Raw genomic sequence first — 20,101 nt, forward strand, 5'->3', positions numbered from 1 at the left:
TTAATAGTCAAACAGCCAATCGGCGAATGCCGTCGAGGAGCACTGCCGTGGCTCGGCAATCGTCCTCGTTGTAATCAAGAATTCGCTGTTTGATGGCATGATCGCCAGATTCAACAAATCGCTGGTACCATTCAATCGAGGCCGCTCCAGACGGATCGGTGTCACGCCATGCAAACCCGAGAAACTTGGCCAGAGTTTTGATGGAATGGTCGTTCGTCGGCCATTCGGTCGCCCGAAAGACGACGTCAAAATAAAGGTCGACCGATCGAGGTGGTGTGAAAAGCGCTTCGACATCGTCGGCTGAACAGACATCGGGATAACGTGCACAAAGCTTTCGGTACATGGTCCGTTCGTATTTCGAATAGTAATAAACGGCAGCATCTGGACGGTCTTTCAGCCATGCCATTGCATTTCTGAAAGCCTCTCGCTCACCTTCAGCGTCGTTAGTTTCAGCGAAAAAGGCAGTGAAGGTTTCAGTGGCCGGGTCCTGATTTCGACGCTCCACAAAGCCGTGAAGGTAGACGATGTCATTCATAGGGTCGGCTTCAATGTCGAAGAAGATTTCGAGCTCGACAGGCGGTAACTCTACAACATCTCGAAGGAATGGAGCTGCTCCACTTTCGGTCAGAAGTCTTGCTCGTCGGTGGAACAATCGGAGCCTGTCGGCACCCAACCTTGGGATGCTGGTCTTAGACCCATCTATGAACGCCTCCGGGTCACAAGCTGCAAAATCGGAGAGGGAGGTCAGATGATCGCTCATGCCGTCCCGTAGAGCCCGACCGAGGTAGGGGATCAGAGTCAGATCCCCGGCAGCTGTTAGTTCACCCCTGCAGAAGCTGTACCAATGGCAAAGCTTACAAGCCGATGCCAAAGCCCCACGGGTTGGACTTCCGCCTAGAATTGCTCTCACCGATCCCAAGGCACCGACGTAAACGTCCCACCAAGTCTCGGTCGTCCTGCTGTGACGGGGACTGTCCAAATCGTAGGGGACGTGGTCACCCTTTACGTCCCAGATTTCAGCATGGTGGCCGATGCCGAAGCCGAGTTGAAGGAGGATGTCGGTGTAAAGGGCAACTTGGACAGCATAGTGAGGTTTCAGCTTGCCGTCGTCTTCGTCAGGGTCCCCTTCTTCGCCACGGCCCGATTTGATGTCGGCTGCTATATATCCCCCGTCTCGCTTGATCAGCAGGTCGGGTTCGCCCAGCAAATCGCCAGCAGCAATTCGACCGCCATATATGAGCGGAATTCCATTCTTCATGGCTGAAATGGTCGCTGCTTCCCGGTCCGATGGGGGTAGCTCCCGGACAGAAACGAATTCACCTTCCTTTAGTCGTCCAACTACCTCGGCCTCGTAGGACGTGCCTCGCTCCCAAAGCAGTTGGACGAATGGGCTGATTTCATCCCGATCAGACGGATCACCAAATTGGTCGAGGTGAACTCGATGAGAGCAAGCTACAAGGTCGTAAAGATGTGCTGCAGTTACTATCGGCATGCTCGCTCCCCAGAACATTGGACGTTATAGTCGCATCTGACCGAGCGATGTCAGAATTAGCCCGATAATTTGGAGGCAAGCAAGTCATGAGAATTATGAAGGCGATGGTTGCCATCGCCGAACAAGGCCTTTGCGAAATGGACGTCATTGAACACGACGGGGAACATTGGCTCGTGCCGGAATGGCTCCAGCACACAAAGGAAGGCTGGATGACCCCAATCCGAATCATTCGATTGATTGGGCTTCAGCATCAGCGAGGAACAGTTTGGGGTGATTTTCTCGTCAATGACCCCATTCCCGAAGCCGTGATTGAAGGTCGTCTGCCGAAAGGTCCAAGTCGATATACGGTTGTGGAGCGCCCTGATATTCGGGTGCCGACAGGTGGGGTCCAATAGGTTCAGAGCGCTATAATCGGCTCAATAGACGATCTGAAAATCAAGCTTTATCAACGATCTGACCAAGTTACAAAACCGCTGCACTACCACTGTGCTAAGCCGGCGCGCCGCCCGCCCTTTGCGTCAAGTGACGCCGAACGTCCAGCCCTCGGTTCGCGCGACGTGCGGGGTAAGGCCCGGCGGATCGAAGGCGGCCGGGTCGTCGAGCGCGCGCAGCATCCCCGCCGCCGTCACCAGCGCATCCGTCTCATGATCGCTTAGCCAGCGGCTCGCTGCCATCGCCGGAACGTCGAACGCCGCCAGCGCCTGGTTGAGCGAGTCGAGGTCGCGGAGCTTGCGGCCTGAAAGCCCCGCGCGGCGGATGAAGGCGCGGCCGTAAATCTCGACGATCGCGCTGCGGCCCGGCTCAGCCGGGTCGAACGGCCACACCGGGACGTGCGCCGCCGCGCGGTGGAGCAGGCGCATGCCCGCGAAGCTCGCCTTGGCGACCTGCGCTGCACCGATGGCGTCATAGACCGTCGCCGCCTTGCCCCCGCCGCCGGCGTTGAAGCGCTGCTCGCACTGGCGAAAATGCATGTAGTCCGCCTTCCGCCCGTCGGCCGCGCCGAAGTAGAAATGGCGGCGGTGTGCTCGCTCGAGGAAGCTCGCCGCGCCCAGGTCCTCGTCGTCGCTCAGCGCGTCGACATAGGCCCAGAAGGCCTTGGCCTCGCCCGGCACGCCATGTTCGCCCGGAAGGTAGGCGCCCCGCTCCGCGAAGGGCGGGGCGAAGCTGAAGTCGAACCCGAACAGGGTGGGCTCGCGGGCCGCTTCCCCGACCAGCCAGTCGAGCACCGCCTGCCGCGACCAGACATGCCCTTCACGCACAAGGCGCGGGGGGTTGCCCTCCCGCGCCTCGGCAATGGCGATGCCCTTGTGACGGCTGCCCTTGGCCCCCGACCAGTCGATCGCGACCGTGCGGGTGAACCCTTGGCGGCTCACACCAGCGGCGGCTGGCTGTCGTCGGCCGGGGTCGCTTTCTTCAGCCGCGGCGGTACGCGCGGCGGTACCGGGGGATTGGCGCTATGGTGCCATTCCTCCAGCAGCCGCGCGGCATAGTCGCGCCCGCCAAGGCCGAAGGCGATGGCGCTGGCCACCGCGACCGACCCCAGGATCAGGCCGAACGCCAGCATCACGATCTGGTCGGCGAGGCCCATGAAGGTCAGGCCGATGGCGGTGAACAGTGCGATGATCGCATATTTGACCACCGTCTGCGCATAGCCGCCTTCGCCGGTCGAGCTACCGACCAGGTTGGAAATGATCCGCGCCAGCACGAAGCCGACGACGATCACCAGCGTGCCGAAGATGACCTTGCCGCCCAGTTCGGTGACTTGGATCATCAGCGCGGCGGTCTGGTCGCCGCCAAGGCGATGCAGCGCCTCGATCCCCGCCACCAGCAGGATGGTGGTCATCGCCAGCGATCCCATCACCCGCGACGGCGAAATGCTGCGCGGCATGGCGCCCAAAGAATGGACATAATTGTCGAAGCCGAGGCTCGGCAGCACGGTTTCCAGCAGGCTCTTGACCCACTTGGCGATCAGGAACGCGATCGCCAGCCACAGCAGCGCCGCGAGCACGTTGGGGATCGCCAGCGCGATCATGTTGAGCATGTTCTTGGCCGGTTCGCTGACGGCGTCGATCTTCAAAATGTCGAGCGCGGCGATGGCGGCGAAGATGATGATCACCGCCGACACCGTCATGCCGACCGCGCGGGCGATGGTGCTGCGGACAGGGGCGACGCCTTCACCCGCGACGCCGGCGGCGTCGACGGCCACCGGCTGCTCGCCGAGGTTGAGGCCGGCGCGGCCCGCCAGCTTTTCGAGGTTGAGCGCGCCCAGCGCCGCCTCGACGATATGACGCACGATCCGCGCCAGGATCAGGCCTGCGAAGAAGAACAGGCCGGCGCCGAGCAGGCGCGGCAGGAAGGCGAACACTTCGTTGGTGAGCGCGGTGACCGGGGTCAGCACCCCCGACAGGCCGAGCGGCTGCAGCGCCGCGATCAGGCCGACCAGCCACACCAGCCAATAGCCGAGACGGCCGAGTTCGGTCCCGATGCTGTCGCCGCCGATGCCCGGATTGCGCTTCAGGATCGGCAGGCGGTCGATCAGCTTGGCGACGCCCCACTGCACCGCCTTGGCGACGAAATGGGTGACGATGAGGATCAGGACGGCGAACAGGACCTTGGGCCCCCATTCGACCAGCTGCTGCTGCCAATAATGGGCCGGTTCGGTAGTTTGGTACATGACTCTCCCCTTCAGTCCTTCGCCTGCCGTTCTCGCCGAAGCCCGTCCCAATAGGCAAGACGTTCCGCGATCTTGGCTTCGAACCCGCGATTGACGGGCTCGTAAAATGCTTGCGCCCCCATGCCGTCGGGCCAGTAATCCGCGCCCGAAAAGCCGTCGTCGGCGTCATGGTCGTAGGCGTAGCCGCTGCCGTAGCCGATGTCCTTCATCAGCTTGGTCGGCGCGTTGAGGATGGACTGCGGCGGCATCAGCGACCCGGTGTCGCGGGCGGAACGCCACGCCGCCTTCTGCGCCTTGTAGGCGGCATTGGATTTGGGGGCGGTCGCGCAATAGAGGCAGGCCTGGACGATCGCCAGTTCGCCTTCGGGCGACCCGAGGAAGTCGTAGGCGTCCTTGGCGGCAAGGCATTGCACCAAGGCCTGCGGATCGGCGAGGCCGATGTCTTCCGAGGCGAAACGGACGATGCGGCGCAGGACGTAGAGCGGCTCTTCGCCCGCCACCAGCATCCGCGCCAGATAGTAAAGCGCCGCCTGCGGATCGGACCCGCGCAGCGATTTGTGGAGCGCGGAGATAAGATTGTAATGTCCCTCGCGGTCTTTGTCGTAGACCGCAACGCGCCGCTGCAGCAGCCGGGCGAGCCCGGCCGGGTCGAGCTTCTCCTCCAGCCCGAGATCGAACAGCGTTTCGGCCTGGTTGAGCAGGAAGCGCCCGTCGCCGTCGGCACTGGCGACCAGCGCGGCGCGAGCATAGTCGTCGAGCGGAAGCGGCTGGCCGGCCAGCGCCTCGGCGCGGTCGAGCAGCTGGCTCAGCGCTTCTTCGTCCAGCCGGTGCAGGATCAGCACCTGCGCGCGGCTAAGCAGCGCGGCATTGAGCTCGAAGCTGGGATTCTCGGTCGTCGCCCCGACCAGCGTGATGGTGCCGTCCTCGACGAAGGGCAGGAAGCCATCCTGCTGGCTGCGGTTGAAGCGATGGATCTCGTCCACGAACAGCAGGGTGCGCTTGCCGGTGCGGGCGAACTCCTTCGCCTCGGCAAAAGCCTTCTTGAGGTCGGCGACGCCCGAAAACACCGCCGACAAGGCGACGAAGCGCAGGCCGACCGCATCCGCCAGCAGCCGCGCGATGCTGGTCTTGCCGGTACCGGGCGGTCCCCACAGGATGATCGAGCTCAATTTCCCCGCCGCAACCATCCGCCCGATTGCGCCCTCGGGGCCGGTCAGATGTTCCTGTCCCACCACCTCGTCCAGTGCGCGCGGGCGCAGCCGGTCGGCCAGCGGACCGTCGGGGGAAGGGGCGCCTTGAGCCGCCTTGGCGGCGCTGTCGTCGGCGAAGAGGTCGGCCATCTGCGCTGTCATAGGCCGACCAAAAAAAACTTTCACCTGCCCTTGTTTGCGATAGCACTAAGATATATCTTCGACCTATCGTAAGAAAGGAATAAAATGCGATTTCACTTCCACCGCGGCCACGGCCGCCATCATGGCCTTCACGGCCAGTTCGCCATGCCCGGCCGGTTCGGCTTCGACAGCGGCGACTTTCATTTCGACTTCGGCGAAGGCGGGCGCTTCGGCCATGGCCATGGCGGCCGTCGCGGCCGTCGCCGCGTGTTCGAAAGCGGCGAGCTAAGGCTGACGCTGCTCAAGCTGCTCGCCGACCAGCCGCGCCACGGCTACGAGCTGATCAAGGCGATCGAGGAGATGACCGGCGGCGATTATGCCCCGTCGCCCGGCGTGGTCTATCCGACGCTCTCGATGCTCGAAGACTTGGGTTACATTGCCGAAACCGCGTCGCCCGATGCCAAGCGCGTCTATGCGGCGACCGACGCCGGCCGCGCCCACCTCGCCGACAATGAGGCCGAGGTCGCAGCGCTGATCGAACGGCTCGGTGCGATCGGCAAGCGTCGCCAGGCGCCCAAGCCCGAAATCGGCCGCGCGGTCGCCAATATGATGGCGGCGCTGCGCAATCGCGTCGGGCGCGACGGCTGGACCGACGAACTGCTCGGCGAGGTCGTCGACATCCTCGACGAGGCGGCGAAGAAGATCGAGCGGATCTAGCTCGGCAGCCAGCGCGGGCCGAAGCTGGCCTGCAGCCGCTGGCGTCGTTCGATGACCCGGTCGTACAGCTTCAGCATCACCGAATTGATGTTGTCCCAGTCTCGGGTCCTGGCGAATTCGATGCCGGCGGCGCCGTGGCGCGCGCGAAGGGCCGGGTCTTCGGCATAGCGCTTCAGCGCCGCGCCATATTGGTCGATCTCCATCGGGTCGACCAAGGTGCCCGACACGCCGTCCTGCACCAGGCTGGTGGCGCCAGTGGCGGCCGCGGCGATGACCGGCAAGCCCGACGACAGCGCTTCCTGCGTCACATTGCCGAACGCCTCGGTAATCGACGGGTTGAGGAAGACGTCGGCGCTGGCCAGTGCCCGGCCGAGGTCGGTGCCGGTCTGCGACCCGACGAACACTGCCGACTTCGGCAGATGCTCTTCGAACCAGGGGCGAGCAGGGCCGTCGCCGATGACCAGCACGCGCAGCGGCACCTGCATCCGCTCGGCCGCCGCGATGGCGTCCGAAAAGACGTCGAGACCCTTTTCCATGACGATGCGGCCTAGGAAGGCGACGACCATTTCGCCATCGCCGATGCCGTGGCTGCGCCGCCATTCCATGTCGCGGCGCGCCGGATTGAATTGGTCGCGGTCGACTCCGCGGCTCCAAATGGTGATGTCACGGTGCATGCGCTGGGCGCGCAGCACCGCGGCGGTCGAATCCACCGGTGCGACAATCGCGTCGCAGCGGCGATAGAAGCGGCGCAGCAGCGCACGCAGCGCCGGTTCGAGCAGCCCCAAATGATAATATTGCAGGTAGGTCTCGAACCTCGTGTGCACCGACGCGACCACCGGGATTTGCTTGCGCCGCGCCCAGCTGACCGCGCGATGGGCGACGACGTCAGGGCTGGCGACATGGACGATGTTGGGCGCAAAGGCTTCGAGGTCGGCCAGCGCTTCGCCATTGAGCGCGATCGGGATCCGATATTCCTCGCGCCCCGGAATCGCGACGCTCGGGACGTTGACGAGGTCGCCGGTCGGCGGGAAGGCGGGATGCTCGACCACCGGGGAATAGACGCGGACGCTAGCGCCCTGGCGCAGCAGATATTCCACCAGCCGGTTCAACGCCTGATTCGCCCCGTCGCGGACATAATTATAGTTGCCCGAGAACAGGGCGATGCGGAGCTCTTCCGGCTTCATGGGCAACGCCCTTAGCGGCAATGGGGGTTTTCCGGCAATGCTTGCGCTTCCGCGCGACTGTGCCACAGTGGGTCCATGAGCGAGACGATCGACGATATCGACGACGAAAACGAAGATGGCGACGACGCGCTGACCATCGTCGACGAGGCGCTGGTGGCGGGCAATATCGCCAACACCAACGGCCTGCTGGTGATCATCGCCAAGCTGGTCGCCAAGGGCATTTTCGATGCCGACGACCTGCGCGCTTTTTCCGACAGCTATTCCAAGCCGCTCGACCATGAAAATATGCGCGAGAACGAGCTGATCAGCCAGATGCAGGACCAGATGGAAGCGACGCTGGCCCAGCTGATGCATTTCCTCGCCGACAAGGGTCACGACTGATATAGGCGCGGCCATGTCGTTGATTCTGGGATTGCTGCTGTTCCTCGCCACGGTCGCCTTCATGGAAGGCTTCGCCTACGTCATGCACCGCTGGGTGATGCACGGCCGGCTCGGCTGGGTGCTGCACGAAAGCCATCACCGCCCGCGCACCGGGTTGTTCGAACTCAATGACCTCTACGGGGTCATCTTCGCAATGCCGTCGATCTTCCTGATCTGGATGGGGGTGCAGGAGGACTGGGGCTGGGTCGCGACGTCGATCGGGGTCGGCATCGCCGCCTATGGCGCCATCTACTTCGGCTTCCACGACGTCATCGTCCACCGCCGTGTGCAGCACCGGATCGTGCCGCGCAGCGACTATTTCAAGCGCATCGTCCAGGCGCACCGGATGCACCATATCGTCGAAAGCCGCGAAGGCACGGTCAGCTTCGGCTTCCTCTACGCGCCGACCATCGATGCGCTGAAGGCCGAGCTGGCGCGCAACGAGGAAGCGCGGGTGCGCACGCCGCGCGGGCCTAAGGCCGCGTCCACAATCCTTCGCGACTGACCTTCGGCGCGGGCAGCAGGGCGTCGGCGAACGCCCACAGCACCAGGCCGAACTTCTCCGCCTTCGACACTGAAATCCTTTTATCCCATGCCCGTTCGCCAAGCTCCGCCGCACGGACCGCGACTTCGCCGTAGATGCGCGCGGCGCTGAGGACGGCCCAGCGGCTGCGGAACGGCAGGCGTGCCGCACCGACCCGGCTCGACCGGCGATACAAGGCGGCAAGGTCGGTCAGCTTGCGCGTCACGCGGGCGAGGGCGGAGCGGTGCGCCGGATCGGTCAGGTCGGCGCCGGCCAGCCCTTCTTCCGCCAGCCACTGGCGCGGCAGATAGGTGCGCCCGACCTTCGCATCCTCGACCACGTCGCGCGCGATGTTGGCGAGCTGGAAGGCGATGCCGAGGTCGCTCGCTCGGTCGAGCGTGTCGCGGTCGGATGGGTCGACGCCCATGACATGCGCCATCATCACGCCGACCGCGCCGGCGACCTGGTAGCAGTAGCTGAGCAGGTCCTCGCCCGTTTCCGGCTGCCACCCGCTCGCGTCGCGGGCAAAGCCGCCGAGGTGGTCGTGCGGCAGGTCGGCGGGGATATGGGTTTCCGCTGCCACCGTCGCCAGCGCATCGAACGGGACATATCCCGTCGCTTCGCCCGCCAGCGCCTTGTCGGTTTCGGCGCGGATGAAGGCCAGCCGCTCTTCGGGATTGTCGGTCGCCTTGGCATCATGGCCCAGCGTCTGGCCGTCGGTAATATCGTCGCAGGCTCGGCACCAGCAATAGAGCAGCCAGCTGCGCTCGCGCGTTTCCAGCTCGAAAATCTGGCTGGCGAAGCGAAAGCTTTTCGAGCCCGCCGCGATGGATTTTCCAGCCGCTTCTACCAGGCGGTCGCGGTCGTCACTCATCCCAGCATCAGCTCCGCGGTCGCTTCGGCCGATCCGACCACGCCCGGAATGCCCGCGCCCGGATGGGTGCCCGCGCCGACGAAATAGAGGTTTTGGATGACATCGTCGCGGTTGTGCTGGCGGAACCAGGCCGACTGCCACAGCACCGGTTCCAGGCTGAACGCGCTGCCGAGATGCGCGAACAGGTCGTGCTGGAAGTCGCTCGGCGCATAGTGGAAGCGGGTGCGGATGCGGCTGCGGATATCGGGGATCAGCCGCTTCTCCAGTGTGTTGATGATCACCTCGGCATATTTCTCGCCCTCTTGCGCCCAATCGACCGGCGCCTTCTTCATGTGCGGCACCGGCGCCAGCGCGTAGAAAGTGGAGCAGCCCTCCGGCGCCATCGACGGGTCGGTCGCGGTCGGGTGGTGGAGGTAGAGCGAAGGATCGCTCGCCAGCACGCCGCGGTCGTAAATGTCGCCGAGCAGCCCGTCGTAGCGCGGGCCGAACAGGATCATGTGGTGCGGAATGTCGGGCGAGGGGCCTTCCAGCCCGAAGTGCAGCACGAACAGCGAGGGCGAGTAGCTTTTGCGCTTGAGTTGCTTCACGCGGTTGGGCCCGCGCGGATGGTCTTCGATCAGGCCGTAGCTGGCGACCACGTCGCCGTTCGACGCGACCATGTCCGCTTCGCCGCGCCAACCGGACGCGGTGCGTACCGCGACCGCCTTGCCGTCCTTGACGTCGATCGCGGTGGCAGGGTCGGCGAGGCGGATGGTGCCGCCCAGCCGCTCGAACAGCGCGACCATGCCCGCGATCAAGCGGTTGGTGCCGCCCTTGGCGAACCAGACTCCGCCGTCCCGCTCCAGCTTGTGGATCAGCGCATAGATCGACGAGGTTGTCATCGGATTGCCGCCGACCAGCAGCGTGTGGAAGGATAATGCCTGCCGCAAATGTTCTTCGCGCACAAACTTTGAGACAATGGAATAAACCGATCGCCATGCCTGGTATTTGGCGAGCGCCGGTGCGGCCTTGAGCATATCGGTAAAGCTCAGGAACGCCTTGGTGCCCAGCTTAACATAGCCTTCTTCGAAAACCCCGCGGCTATAGTCGAGGAAGCGCTTGTAGCCTTCGACGTCGGCCGGATTGAGCTTTTCGATCTGCGCGAACAGATATTCGTCGTCGTTCGTGTAGTCGAACCGTGTCCCGTCGGGCCAGTCGAGCGCATAGAAGGGCGTCACCGGCACCAAGTCGACGTCGGTGGCGATGTCCTGTCCGGACAGCGCCCACAGCTTTTTCAGGCAATCAGGATCGGTGATGACCGTCGGGCCGCCGTCGAACACATGGCCGTCGCGTTCCCAATAATAGGCCCGCCCGCCCGGTTTGTCCCGCGCCTCGACAATCGTGGTGGAAACGCCTGCCGATTGCAGGCGGATGGCCAACGCCAGTCCGCCGAACCCGGAACCGATGACAATCGCCGTCTTGCTCACATTCGCTCCATGATGGCGCTTAGGCCGCGGTGGATAGGGATGGGCGGCTTGCCGACCAGGATCCGCAAGCGGTCAAGGACGGTAAGTCGGCCGGCATAGAAACGCGCGATCAGCGCCGCCGGCAAGCGGTAGAATCGTTCGAGAATGCGAAAGCGTTCCGTCGGCGCCGCGCCGAGGAACAGCATCCGGACCAGCATCCGGTCGTAACCGCCGCGCGACCAGGCGCTGCGGGCAACTTTGCGGGTCTGGGCGGCCAGCGATCCGTCGAGCGTCGCGTCACTGGCCAGCCAGCTGGCAAAGCGGACGGCATCGGGCAGCGAATAGCTGGTCAGCTGGTGGAACAGCCCGGCCCGAACCCCGCCGCGCGCCAGCGGGTCGTCTGCCGGCCAAAAGCGGTCGAAATCGCCGTCCATCACCACCGGCAAAACCCCGGTTTCCTCGCGGCTTACCCGCGATACCTGCCAGCCCTTGGCGGCGGCGTAAGCCGCGATCCGCCGCGCCAGTTCGTCGCGGTCGAGGTCGGGCGTGTCGCTGTAATAAGTGTCCTCGACGAACAATTCGGTCGGCGAAAAGGGCAGGCAGTAGACGAAGCGATAGCCGTCGGACTGGTCGACGCACGCGTCCATCACAATGGGGCGTTCAAGCCCGTGACCGGCCGGGATGCTCAGCAATTGCCCGCAGAATTTCTGCCAGCCGCAGCGCATCGCCGACGGTGCCGCACCAAGTCCGCGGCAATCGAGCACCGCGCCGGCGCCGATCGTCCGCCCGTCGGCCAGCAGCACTTCCTCCGGCCCGGCCTCGACCACACGGACGCCGACCAGCGCATCGTCGCCCAGCGCGGCGCGCACTTCGCGGTCCAGCGCTTCGCTCTCGATCGAGCGATAGGGTTCGTCGATCTGGCGGCGATGGGCGGGGAAGCGGACTTCGTAGCTGCCCCAGCGGTGCGCGATCAGCGGTTCGACCAGCGGCTTGTCGGCGTCGGCGATATCACTGTCGAAAAAGGACCAGACGTGATTGCCGCCGAAGCTCGTCCCGGCCTCGACCAGCGCGACGCGAATGTCGGGCCGCTCGCGCTTCATCGCCAGCGCGGCCAGGCCGCCGGCCAGTCCGCCACCCAGGATGATGAGGTCGTATCGGTTGGCGGCCATCGCCGAACGCTCTAGCGGGACACAGCCCTTCCGCCTAGGGGTAAGGCGTGACAAGCGCGATCATCCTGTCGGCGCTGGCGATGACCCTGATCGTCGCGGTGCGATATCTCATCAGCAGCGGCATCTTCGCCGCGCTGACCCATCGCCGCTTTCCCGGTCGGCTGGCGGGACAGGCAAAGCAAGTGCGGATGGAAATCGGCTGGAGCCTCGCGTCCGCGGCCATTTACGGCATTCCCGCCGGGGTCGTCGCCTGGGGTTGGCAGGACCGGGGCTGGACGAAAATCTACACCGACGCCTCGGCCTATCCGTGGTGGTGGATGCCTCTGTCGGTGCTCGCGTACCTCCTTGCGCACGACACCTGGTTCTACTGGACCCACCGCCTGATGCACCGCCCGGCCTGGTTCAGGGCGATGCACGCGGTGCATCACGCCAGCCGCCCGCCCACCGCATGGGCGGCGATGAGCTTCCATCCGTGGGAAGCGATCAGCGGCGCGATCGTCATCCCGCTGCTGGTGTTCCTCATCCCCATCCACGTCGCGATGCTCGGCCTCGTCCTCACCATCATGACGGTGATGGGCGTGACAAATCACATGGGATGGGAGATGTTTCCGCGGGGGCTCGTACATGGGCCGTTAGGAAATTGGCTGATAACGGCGAGCCATCATGAACTTCATCACCAAAAATACCGCTGCAACTACGGCCTCTACTTCCGCCTCTGGGACCGCCTCTGCGGCACCGACGAAGGCCTGGGCCAATTCGCGCCGGCTAAGCCTCGCGCTGCTCGCCCTGCCGCTGGTGGCGGCGAGCCCGGCCGGGCCGAAGGCTGACCTTACCGTCAGCGTGGAAGGGCTGCGCAACGATCATGGCGCGGTGATGCTGTGCCTCACCCGTCGCGGCGAGGCGCAGTTCCTGCAATGCAACCAGGATCCGGCGAAGGTGTCGCGCGTCGTCCCCGCCGGCCAGTCGAAGGCGATCCTGTTCGAAGGGCTGGAGCCCGGCGACTACAGCGTGATGATGGTCCATGACGAAAATCGCAACGGCAAGCTCGACAAGATGATGGGCATCCCCAAGGAAGGCTTCGCCTTTTCGCGCAACCCCGCGATCCGCATGGGCCCGCCGCACTATGCCGACGTCCATTTCATGCTGACCCCCGGCGCCCACCGCCAGGTGCTACACGTCAAATATCTGCTGTAATCGGCCAGCGCACGCCAAGTTGCGGCAACTTCTGTGCCGCTTAAATTGAACTTGAATCAATAAAATACTATGGTCGCCGCGCCGAATCGCCCGCGAATGCTTGGGGGCGTTTGCGCATGAGACTGGCGATACATTCGATCGATTGCCGACCCGCGCGGCGTGGCTAGCGCGGCGCGGGAGGCGCATCGCCGCAAGGTGGGGCTCGCCCTGTCGGGCGGCGGGTTTCGCGCCGTGCTGTTCCATGTCGGCGCGCTCTGGCGCCTCGCTGAACTGGGCATCCTGGCGCAGCTCGACCGGGTGTCGAGCGTGTCGGGCGGATCGATCGCCGCGGGACGACTGGCATCCTGCTGGGCGCAATGGGCCGCCGACCCGACCGTCGAGCGCTATCGCGCGCTGATCGCCGATCCGCTCGACCATTTTTGCACCCAGCATGTCGATGCGGTGGCGATCAGCCGCGGGGCGCTATCGCCCTTCCGCACCGCCGCCGACGTGCTCGAGGAAATTTACGCGCACGACCTGTTCGACACGACGCTCGACCGGCTGCCCGACCATCCCGCCTTCATCTTTTGCGCGACCAATATGCAGACCGGCCGCCTGTTCCGCTTTTCGAAGAAGCGACTTGCCGATTACCGCCTCGGTGAAATCCGTTCCCCGGCGCTGCCGCTCGCGCGGGCGGTCGCCGCATCGTCGGCCTTTCCGCCGATGCTATCGCCGGTCATCCTCAAGGACCTTGGCGATTTCCAGCCGTGGGACGGGGCCGACCTCAACGGCGATCCGCACTACACCCGCAAGATCGTCCTCGCCGACGGCGGCGTCTACGACAATCTCGGTCTCGAGCAGGTTTGGGGCAGGACCGACTTTTGCCTGGTCAGCGATGCCGGCGCGCCGTTCGCGGTCGGACCCAACCCGGGCAATGACTGGGTTCGCCAGCCGATGCGCGCGCTCGATATCGCCACCGACCAGAGCCGGGGCCTGCGCAAGCGCTGGTTGATCGACATGGCCAACGCGGGCCGGTTCAAGGGCGCCTATTGGGGCATCGACACCGACATCGCCGACTATCAGCTCAGCGATACGATGCCCGCCGACCCCAATGTCGTCGACCCGCTGGCGCGCATCCGCACGCGGCTCGACCCCTTCGGCGACGCGGATCGCGGGCGGCTGACCAACTGGGGCTATGCGCTGGCCGACGCGGCGATCCGTAAATATGCGCCGGGCCTCATCGCGCATACCGCGCCGCCGGCCTGGCCGCGTCCGGCTTACCGGCTTTTCCATGCCGCCAACGGAGCAACGCCATGACCAACGGCAGCAGCTGCCTCATCCCGCGCCCATCGATCCGTCGCCTTCGCGTGTTTGCCTTCGATCCGCAGGCGTCGACCGAGCTCGATACGGCGGTCATCAACGATGCAATGGTCGAACTGCCGTGGGAAGGCGACTGGGAAGACCCGGTCACCCCCGGCCCGGTCAACGAATATGTCGAAGTCGTCGACTACGATCCCACCAGCCGCTGCTTCTACTGCCCGCTCGATCTCAACGACCCCAACCTGCTGGCGCAGAACGGGCTGCCGCCGTCGGACGGCAATCCGCAATTCCACCAGCAGATGGTGTTCGCGGTGGTGATGAAGACAGTGCGGGCGTTCGAACGGGCGCTCGGCCGGCAGATCTTCTGGATGCGCGAAGGGGCGCAGGCCAAGGTGACGTCAGGCACCCGCCGCGAAGGCGACTATCCCGATTTCGTGCGCCGCCTGCGCATCTATCCGCACGCGATGCGCGAGGAGAATGCCTTTTACAGCCCGCAAAAATGCGCGCTGCTGTTCGGCTATTTCCGCGGCGCACCGGCGCGCGACGGGCGGGGCGGGGGCTGGGTGTTCACCTGCCTCAGCCAGGATATCATCGCGCACGAAACGACCCACGCCATCCTGCACGGTTTCTGGCGGCGGTCGGTGGAATCGACCAACGTCGACTCCTTGGCTTTCCACGAAGGCTTCGCCGACATCGTCGCGCTACTGCAGCATTTCTCGTCGCGGCAGGTGGTCGAGCATGAGCTGGCCAAGTCGGGCGGGACGCTGCGGTCGGTCGGACTATTGACCGGCCTTGCCCAGCAATTCGGCCGCGCGACCGGCCGCGAAGGACCGCTCCGCTTCGCCTTAAAACTGCTGATTGACGAGGAAAAGGCGCTGGCCGAAAACAAGCCGCTCGACCCCGACCGGCATCGCGACGTCACACGGCCGCACCAGCGCGGGCAGATCCTGGTCGCGGCGGTGTTCGATGCCTTCGTCACCATCTTCGAAAAGCGGACCGACGACCTGTTCCGGATCGCCGGACGCGTCCGCGGCGACGGCGTGGTGCTGTCGGCCGAACTGGTGACGCGGCTGGCCGAAGAGGCCGAAAAGGCGGCGGACCAGGTGCTGCGGATGTGCATCCGGGCGCTCGATTACCTGCCGCCGGTCGACGCCAATTTCGGCGAATATCTGCGCGCCATCATCACCGCCGACACCGACCTGGTGGCCAACGACCGACTGCATTACCGGACCGCCTTCGCCGAAGCCTTTTCCAAGCGCGGCATCCGTGTCGAAGGGCAGAGCTTCTCCTCGACCGAAACGCTTTGCTGGGAACCGCCGGAGCCTTTTTCGGGCGGCCGCAAGGATGCGACCAAGACCGCCGAAGCCTCCCTTTTTGAAATCCTCAGCCATCTGCAATTGTCTGTCAGCTACGGGCCGCAAGCCAGCGACGCGGCAGCGCACTGGATCGGCGGCGACATGGAAAGCGGGCCCGACGACCTCAGCGGCCAGCATTTCTTCGGCGGCGAGGCCTATCAGCGCGCCGGCGCCAAGCGCAATCTTCGCGACCTCGCCATGATGGTGGTGCGCGCCAACCAGGCGAAGATGCACAGCTGGCTCAACGCTGACAGCCCGCTCGACCCCGATTGGGAACGGCTGCTGGGCATCAAGTTCAAATTCGATCCCAAGATGCAGACCATCCGCAAGGATCCGCGCAGCGACAGCCTGCGGTTCGAGGTGCAGAGCGTGCGGGTTTCGCGCCGCGATTCCCCCGACGGCGAGACGCTTTACCAGCTGATCGTGCAGGTCGTGCAGTCGCGCCGCGGCTATCTCGATCCCGCCGTCCAGGCCAAGGCCGACCGCGGCGAGCTCGACCTCAACGACGAGCATAACCGCCGCGGCGATTTCACCTTCCGCGGCGGGGCGACGCTGATCGTCGACCTGCGCGACGGGCGGGTGACGCGCGTCATCCGCAAGCGGATCGACGACGAACGGCGGCTGAAGCAGGTGCGCGCCTTCAAGCTGGGCGATCCCAATGCGCTGCGCTTTGACGACACGCCGCGCAGCGCCGTCGCCGAACCCTTCGCCATGCTGCATCGGGGAGACGATCGATGAGCATCAAATCGGTCAAGGTCCGGATGTACAAGCAGCTGCTGGGCGACTGCTTCCTGCTGACCGTCGAAGGCGAGGAGGGCAAACCGACCTATGTCCTCATCGACTGCGGCATCCTGCAGAATGTCGACGGCGCGAAGGAGCGGATGATTGCGATCGCGAACGACATCCGCGACACGACCGGCGGCTTCGTCGACCTGCTGATCGTCACCCACGAACATTTCGACCATGTCAGCGGCTTCGTCCATGCCAAGGACATCCTGCTCGATCCCGACATCGTCAAATATGGCGAGGTCTGGATGGCCTGGACCGAAAACCCCGACGACGATCGGGCGCGGGAACTTCGGCAGAGTTTCAACGACCGCAAGCTGGCGATGACCAATGTCGCGCTGGCGCTGGGGGAAAGCGGGCACGGCGACCTCGTCAATCCGATGCTGCAGGACTTGCAGAAATTCATCGGCCCGCTGGAGCCCGCGCCCACGGGATTGTCGGTCGCGCCGCAGGGCCGGTTGACGGTCGCGCGGGTGATGGACGAGGTGAAGAAGGCCGCCGCCAAGGTCGCCTACCAGCTGCCCGGCGCGGTGACCGCCATCCCCGGCAAGGCCTCGCTGCCTGCCGCGATCCTGGCACCGCCCAAAATCGACAGCCGCCTGTTCAAGGATTTGCCCAGCAAGGGCGATGCGCGCGAAACCTACCTGGCCGAACAGCACCTCCAATTCTCGCTGCTCGGCCTTGATCCGGACGGCGACGGCACTGCGCTCGATCGGGCAACGCCGTTCGCGCCGCGCTTTTCCAAAAACCTCGAACCGAACGCCGACAGCGCGACCAAATGGGGCAAGGAGAAAGGCAATGCGCGGGCCTGGGTCCATGCCCATTATTTCGCGCAGCACGACGCCGAACATCGCGACCAGCATTACCGCATGATCGACGACGTCTGGGCGGGATCGGCCTCGTCGCTGGCGCTGAAGCTCGACAGCGACACCAACAACACCAGCCTCGTCGTCGCCTTCCGTTTGCCCGACGGGAAGTTCCTGCTGTTCGCGGCCGATGCGCAGGTCGGCAACTGGCTGTCGTGGCACGACCAGAGCTATGCACTGGACGGCGAGACGCTGAGCGCGTCGGACATCCTAAGCCGCACCATCCTCTACAAGGTCGGGCATCACGGCAGCCACAATGCCACGCTGAAGGCCAAGGGACTGGAGCTGATGGTCGATCCCGACCTGTCGGCCATGATCTCTACCGTCGAGACCATCGCCGAGGAGCAGGGGACACCGCCCGGCTGGCAGATGCCATACGACGGGGTGCGCAACGAATTGCTGCGACGCTGCAAGGGCCGCGTGCTGCGCGGCGACCGGATGTGGGCGAGCGACGACGACACCAAGCCATACCGCCCCGATGCCAGCTTCCAGGGCAGGCTCGACGAGGCGCACGACCTCTATGTCGAACTGCAAGTCTATCCCCGCGAAAAAACCCGCAAGGCCAAGAAAGGAAAGGGCAAATGACGACCAACACCTTCGACAAACAGGCGACCCTGCAATTCATCGCCGGACTCGACATTCCGGAACGCGGCTTGATGGGTGCCGCCGATCCGCCCGACCTCGGCTTCGACGCGGCCAAGAAACAGGCGCTGACCGTCGGGTCCGACGTCATCTCCTTCGACGAGGGCGTGCCGGCCGAATTTCGCGAGGCAGTGTCGGACAGCGCGCTGCTCGCCCAGCTGGCGGTCGAAAAGAAGCTCGGCCGGGGCGGCGATCCGATCAAATATTTCGACGATTATTTCGCCATCCTCGCGCAGCTCGGTTGGGTCACGCAAATCTGGGACCAGGCCGAATATGAGCTCACCACGAAGGGCGCGACGGTGCACGAAGCGATCATCAAGGTGGTCGAAGCCTTCCTCGGCGATATCCACGGTGCGGCGGCGCTGGTGAAACTGACGCTGGAAAGCCTCGCCTCGATGGACGAGGATTCGAAGCAGATCCGGCTTTTCCAGCGCAATTCGCAAAATGCCGAGATCGGCCGCTTCCAGTTCACCATGGTCCACCAGGACGACACTGGCGGCCTGTTAGCCGAAGTCATGGCCTTCGCGCTCAACGCCGAGGAAAAGATCACCAAGATCCTGTTCTTCGATCTTACCAAGGCCAAGTCGAAGCTGCGCCGCAAGCAGGGCACCATGTCGCTCAATCGCACGCAGCTGGGCGCGGTCCTGCCGGCAATCCGCAACAAGGTGAGCGCCCACATCGCGGCCAACGTGGCGGCGATCGACGTCGATTGAATGGTGCCGATAGGCAGGCGCGCTCGCCGACGCTGGTGACCCCTACGGGAATCGAACCCGTGTTTTCGCCGTGAGAGGGCGACAACCTGGAGGTCCACGGACGTTGACGAATTTGTACGGATTCCCAGATTTCCGGTAAAAATGACGAAGTCCGCTATTGCGCTCGGACCATTTTTTCGCGACACTTATTACCGAAGTTTTACCGAGATTTGGGGTTGGGGCTTTGGGACGGGCGGTTCGGGACTATAGATTGGAGTGCCGCTCTTCGCGTCTAAAGCTGGCCGTCCGAAGCGAGCCATACTGGCGTCTCATCAGTGAAGGATGCCATTTTGGCTACTTCAAAGGGAAGCGTGTCGGAAAGTGGGTCTGACCGTTTTTGGCCCAAAAAGGACCCTACGGCTTTATCTGGCCGAAAGCGGACAGTCAGCTTTTGGGAGCAGTAGTACGAAATCGGAAAGCCTAGCGCCAGTGAATGGCAAGAATCTGGCGGCACCCAGTGATCGTGGCGACCTGATTTCTTACCCGCTCGCTATCTTGCCACCGCTATTGCCTACTATTGCTTCGACGCGATAGCGCCCTGCTGCAACGTTTGCGCTGTAGCGGCAAGCCATCGCTGCGTTCGCTATCCACAAGCGGCCGGCGGGATCTGGATTTAAATTTCGCTCACTGTTGTTACTCGCCATAGCTGCGAAATGGATCAACCGAGCTCTAGTTCCCTGCCTGCGCTAAGCCGTATTTGGGCCGTTAGCGGACCGCCGGCTGTTCCGCTCGATCGACCCTTTTCAGTTATCGCACCAACCTGGCGGCAAAGACTGAGCGTCATGGCGGTTGCAATTCCGAACGAGCGAGCCGAGTTTGCGCGGACGAAGGAGAAGCAATCGAGATGTTATCGCAGAAGGCGCGTTACAGCATTAGGGCCCTGCAATATCTCGCGAAGCGCTATGGTGAAGGGTATGTTCCCCTGAAGGACATTGTCGACGATCAGAACATCCCTGCCAAGTTCCTGACCGTCATCCTGTCCGAATTTTCCCGAACCGGGATTGTGGCCACCCAGCGGGGCCGCGAGGGAGGCTATCGCCTGGCGATCGCTCCAGTCGATATTCGCTATGGCGATATCGTGCGCCTGACGCGCGGCTCATTGGCGCTCGTCCCTTGTGCAAGTCGATTTGCCCATGAGAAATGCAAGAACTGCGTTGAAGAGAAACGGTGCACCCTGCGGCACCTGATGCTGAAGGTGCGTGACGATACAGCAGCCATCCTCGACCGCATAACCCTGGCAGACCCGATCGCACCCATCGAATGATCAGACTGGCGCTTTTGTCGATCGGGTGAACGAAATCCTATTGTCTATTGAATTAGTTGACATATCAAAAGCGCTCCCGGGCCCGATTCGCGGGCCCTGAAAAGGGCGACACCA

The 20,101-nt window shown here is 64.0% G+C and carries 19 protein-coding genes; 11 read left to right on the plus strand and 8 right to left on the minus strand.

Annotated elements, in window-relative coordinates:
* Positions 1 to 7 precede the first annotated feature (7 nt).
* Positions 8 to 1,492: a TM0106 family RecB-like putative nuclease gene (locus G570_RS13365; RefSeq protein ID WP_169731732.1), complete on the minus strand. Its 1,485-nt coding sequence runs from the start codon at positions 1,490 to 1,492 to the stop codon at positions 8 to 10.
* A gap of 104 nt (positions 1,493 to 1,596) precedes the next feature.
* On the opposite strand from G570_RS13365, the gene G570_RS13615 reads away from it, so the two are divergent.
* Positions 1,597 to 1,887: a hypothetical protein gene (locus G570_RS13615; RefSeq protein WP_169731733.1), complete on the plus strand. Its 291-nt coding sequence runs from the start codon at positions 1,597 to 1,599 to the stop codon at positions 1,885 to 1,887.
* A gap of 123 nt (positions 1,888 to 2,010) precedes the next feature.
* Here the strand turns inward: G570_RS13615 and G570_RS06430 are convergent, their stop codons facing one another.
* The 3 genes from G570_RS06430 to G570_RS06440 are packed head-to-tail and all read right to left on the minus strand — an operon-like array spanning position 2,011 to position 5,506.
* Positions 2,011 to 2,865 carry a hypothetical protein gene (locus tag G570_RS06430; RefSeq protein WP_037500312.1) on the minus strand — a complete coding sequence of 285 codons (855 nt, stop codon included), beginning with the start codon at positions 2,863 to 2,865 and terminating at the stop codon, positions 2,011 to 2,013.
* A complete protein-coding gene (locus G570_RS06435; protein WP_051504100.1) occupies positions 2,862 to 4,166 on the minus strand; it encodes a mechanosensitive ion channel in 1,305 nt (434 codons plus the stop codon). The genes G570_RS06430 and G570_RS06435 overlap by 4 nt, the downstream gene beginning before the upstream one ends.
* Before the next feature lie 11 nt (positions 4,167 to 4,177).
* A complete protein-coding gene (locus G570_RS06440; protein WP_037500314.1) occupies positions 4,178 to 5,506 on the minus strand; it encodes a replication-associated recombination protein A in 1,329 nt (442 codons plus the stop codon).
* A 96-nt stretch (positions 5,507 to 5,602) separates the two neighbouring features.
* Between G570_RS06440 and G570_RS06445 the strand changes: the two genes are divergently transcribed.
* Complete coding sequence (locus G570_RS06445) at positions 5,603 to 6,214, plus strand: PadR family transcriptional regulator (RefSeq protein ID WP_037500317.1); 612 nt, start codon at positions 5,603 to 5,605, stop codon at positions 6,212 to 6,214.
* Here the strand turns inward: G570_RS06445 and G570_RS06450 are convergent.
* On the minus strand, positions 6,211 to 7,398 hold the full coding sequence (locus G570_RS06450) for a glycosyltransferase family 4 protein (RefSeq protein ID WP_037500320.1): 1,188 nt from the start codon (positions 7,396 to 7,398) through the stop codon (positions 6,211 to 6,213). The genes G570_RS06445 and G570_RS06450 overlap by 4 nt on opposite strands.
* Positions 7,399 to 7,473: 75 nt before the next feature.
* Here G570_RS06450 and G570_RS06455 point away from each other — a divergent pair, with 75 nt between their 5' ends.
* Both G570_RS06455 and G570_RS06460 read left to right on the plus strand, forming a co-directional pair.
* Positions 7,474 to 7,779 carry a hypothetical protein gene (locus G570_RS06455; RefSeq protein WP_037500322.1) on the plus strand — a complete coding sequence of 102 codons (306 nt, stop codon included), beginning with the start codon at positions 7,474 to 7,476 and terminating at the stop codon, positions 7,777 to 7,779.
* A 13-nt stretch (positions 7,780 to 7,792) separates the two neighbouring features.
* The gene (locus G570_RS06460; protein WP_037500325.1) at positions 7,793 to 8,323 is read left to right on the plus strand and encodes a sterol desaturase family protein; all 531 of its coding nucleotides are present in this window, start codon (positions 7,793 to 7,795) and stop codon (positions 8,321 to 8,323) included.
* Here the strand turns inward: G570_RS06460 and G570_RS06465 are convergent.
* The 3 genes from G570_RS06465 to crtY are packed head-to-tail and all read right to left on the minus strand — an operon-like array spanning position 8,292 to position 11,829.
* Positions 8,292 to 9,215, minus strand: coding sequence for a phytoene/squalene synthase family protein (locus G570_RS06465; RefSeq protein ID WP_037500328.1), 924 nt, complete (start codon positions 9,213 to 9,215; stop codon positions 8,292 to 8,294). The genes G570_RS06460 and G570_RS06465 overlap by 32 nt on opposite strands.
* A complete protein-coding gene (locus G570_RS06470; RefSeq protein ID WP_037500331.1) occupies positions 9,212 to 10,681 on the minus strand; it encodes a phytoene desaturase in 1,470 nt (489 codons plus the stop codon). The genes G570_RS06465 and G570_RS06470 overlap by 4 nt, the downstream gene beginning before the upstream one ends.
* Positions 10,678 to 11,829 (minus strand): lycopene beta-cyclase CrtY, encoded by a 1,152-nt coding sequence (gene crtY, locus G570_RS06475; protein ID WP_037500334.1) that lies wholly within the window; start codon positions 11,827 to 11,829, stop codon positions 10,678 to 10,680. Before crtY ends, G570_RS06470 begins: the two co-directional genes overlap by 4 nt.
* 47 nt (positions 11,830 to 11,876) lie before the next feature.
* On the opposite strand from crtY, the gene G570_RS06480 reads away from it, so the two are divergent.
* The 7 genes from G570_RS06480 (at position 11,877) to G570_RS06510 (ending at position 19,987) form a co-directional block, all read left to right on the plus strand.
* A complete protein-coding gene (locus G570_RS06480) occupies positions 11,877 to 12,656 on the plus strand; it encodes a sterol desaturase family protein (protein WP_037500336.1) in 780 nt (259 codons plus the stop codon).
* Entirely contained in the window at positions 12,625 to 13,023 is a 399-nt protein-coding gene (locus tag G570_RS06485; RefSeq protein ID WP_051504102.1) for a DUF2141 domain-containing protein, read from the plus strand. Before G570_RS06480 ends, G570_RS06485 begins: the two co-directional genes overlap by 32 nt.
* A gap of 159 nt (positions 13,024 to 13,182) precedes the next feature.
* A complete protein-coding gene (locus G570_RS06490; RefSeq protein WP_037500339.1) occupies positions 13,183 to 14,319 on the plus strand; it encodes a patatin-like phospholipase family protein in 1,137 nt (378 codons plus the stop codon).
* Positions 14,316 to 16,415, plus strand: coding sequence for a gluzincin family metallopeptidase (locus tag G570_RS06495; RefSeq protein ID WP_037500342.1), 2,100 nt, complete (start codon positions 14,316 to 14,318; stop codon positions 16,413 to 16,415). Before G570_RS06490 ends, G570_RS06495 begins: the two co-directional genes overlap by 4 nt.
* Positions 16,412 to 17,914, plus strand: coding sequence for an MBL fold metallo-hydrolase (locus tag G570_RS06500; protein ID WP_051504103.1), 1,503 nt, complete (start codon positions 16,412 to 16,414; stop codon positions 17,912 to 17,914). Before G570_RS06495 ends, G570_RS06500 begins: the two co-directional genes overlap by 4 nt.
* A complete protein-coding gene (locus tag G570_RS06505; protein WP_037500345.1) occupies positions 17,911 to 18,684 on the plus strand; it encodes a hypothetical protein in 774 nt (257 codons plus the stop codon). Before G570_RS06500 ends, G570_RS06505 begins: the two co-directional genes overlap by 4 nt.
* An 883-nt stretch (positions 18,685 to 19,567) precedes the next feature.
* On the plus strand, positions 19,568 to 19,987 hold the full coding sequence (locus G570_RS06510; protein ID WP_037500348.1) for an RrF2 family transcriptional regulator: 420 nt from the start codon (positions 19,568 to 19,570) through the stop codon (positions 19,985 to 19,987).
* Positions 19,988 to 20,101 lie beyond the last annotated feature (114 nt).

The sequence above is a fragment of the Sphingomonas jaspsi DSM 18422 genome, assembly GCF_000585415.1.
In the GTDB taxonomy this organism is placed as follows: Bacteria; Pseudomonadota; Alphaproteobacteria; order Sphingomonadales; family Sphingomonadaceae; genus Sphingomicrobium; species Sphingomicrobium jaspsi.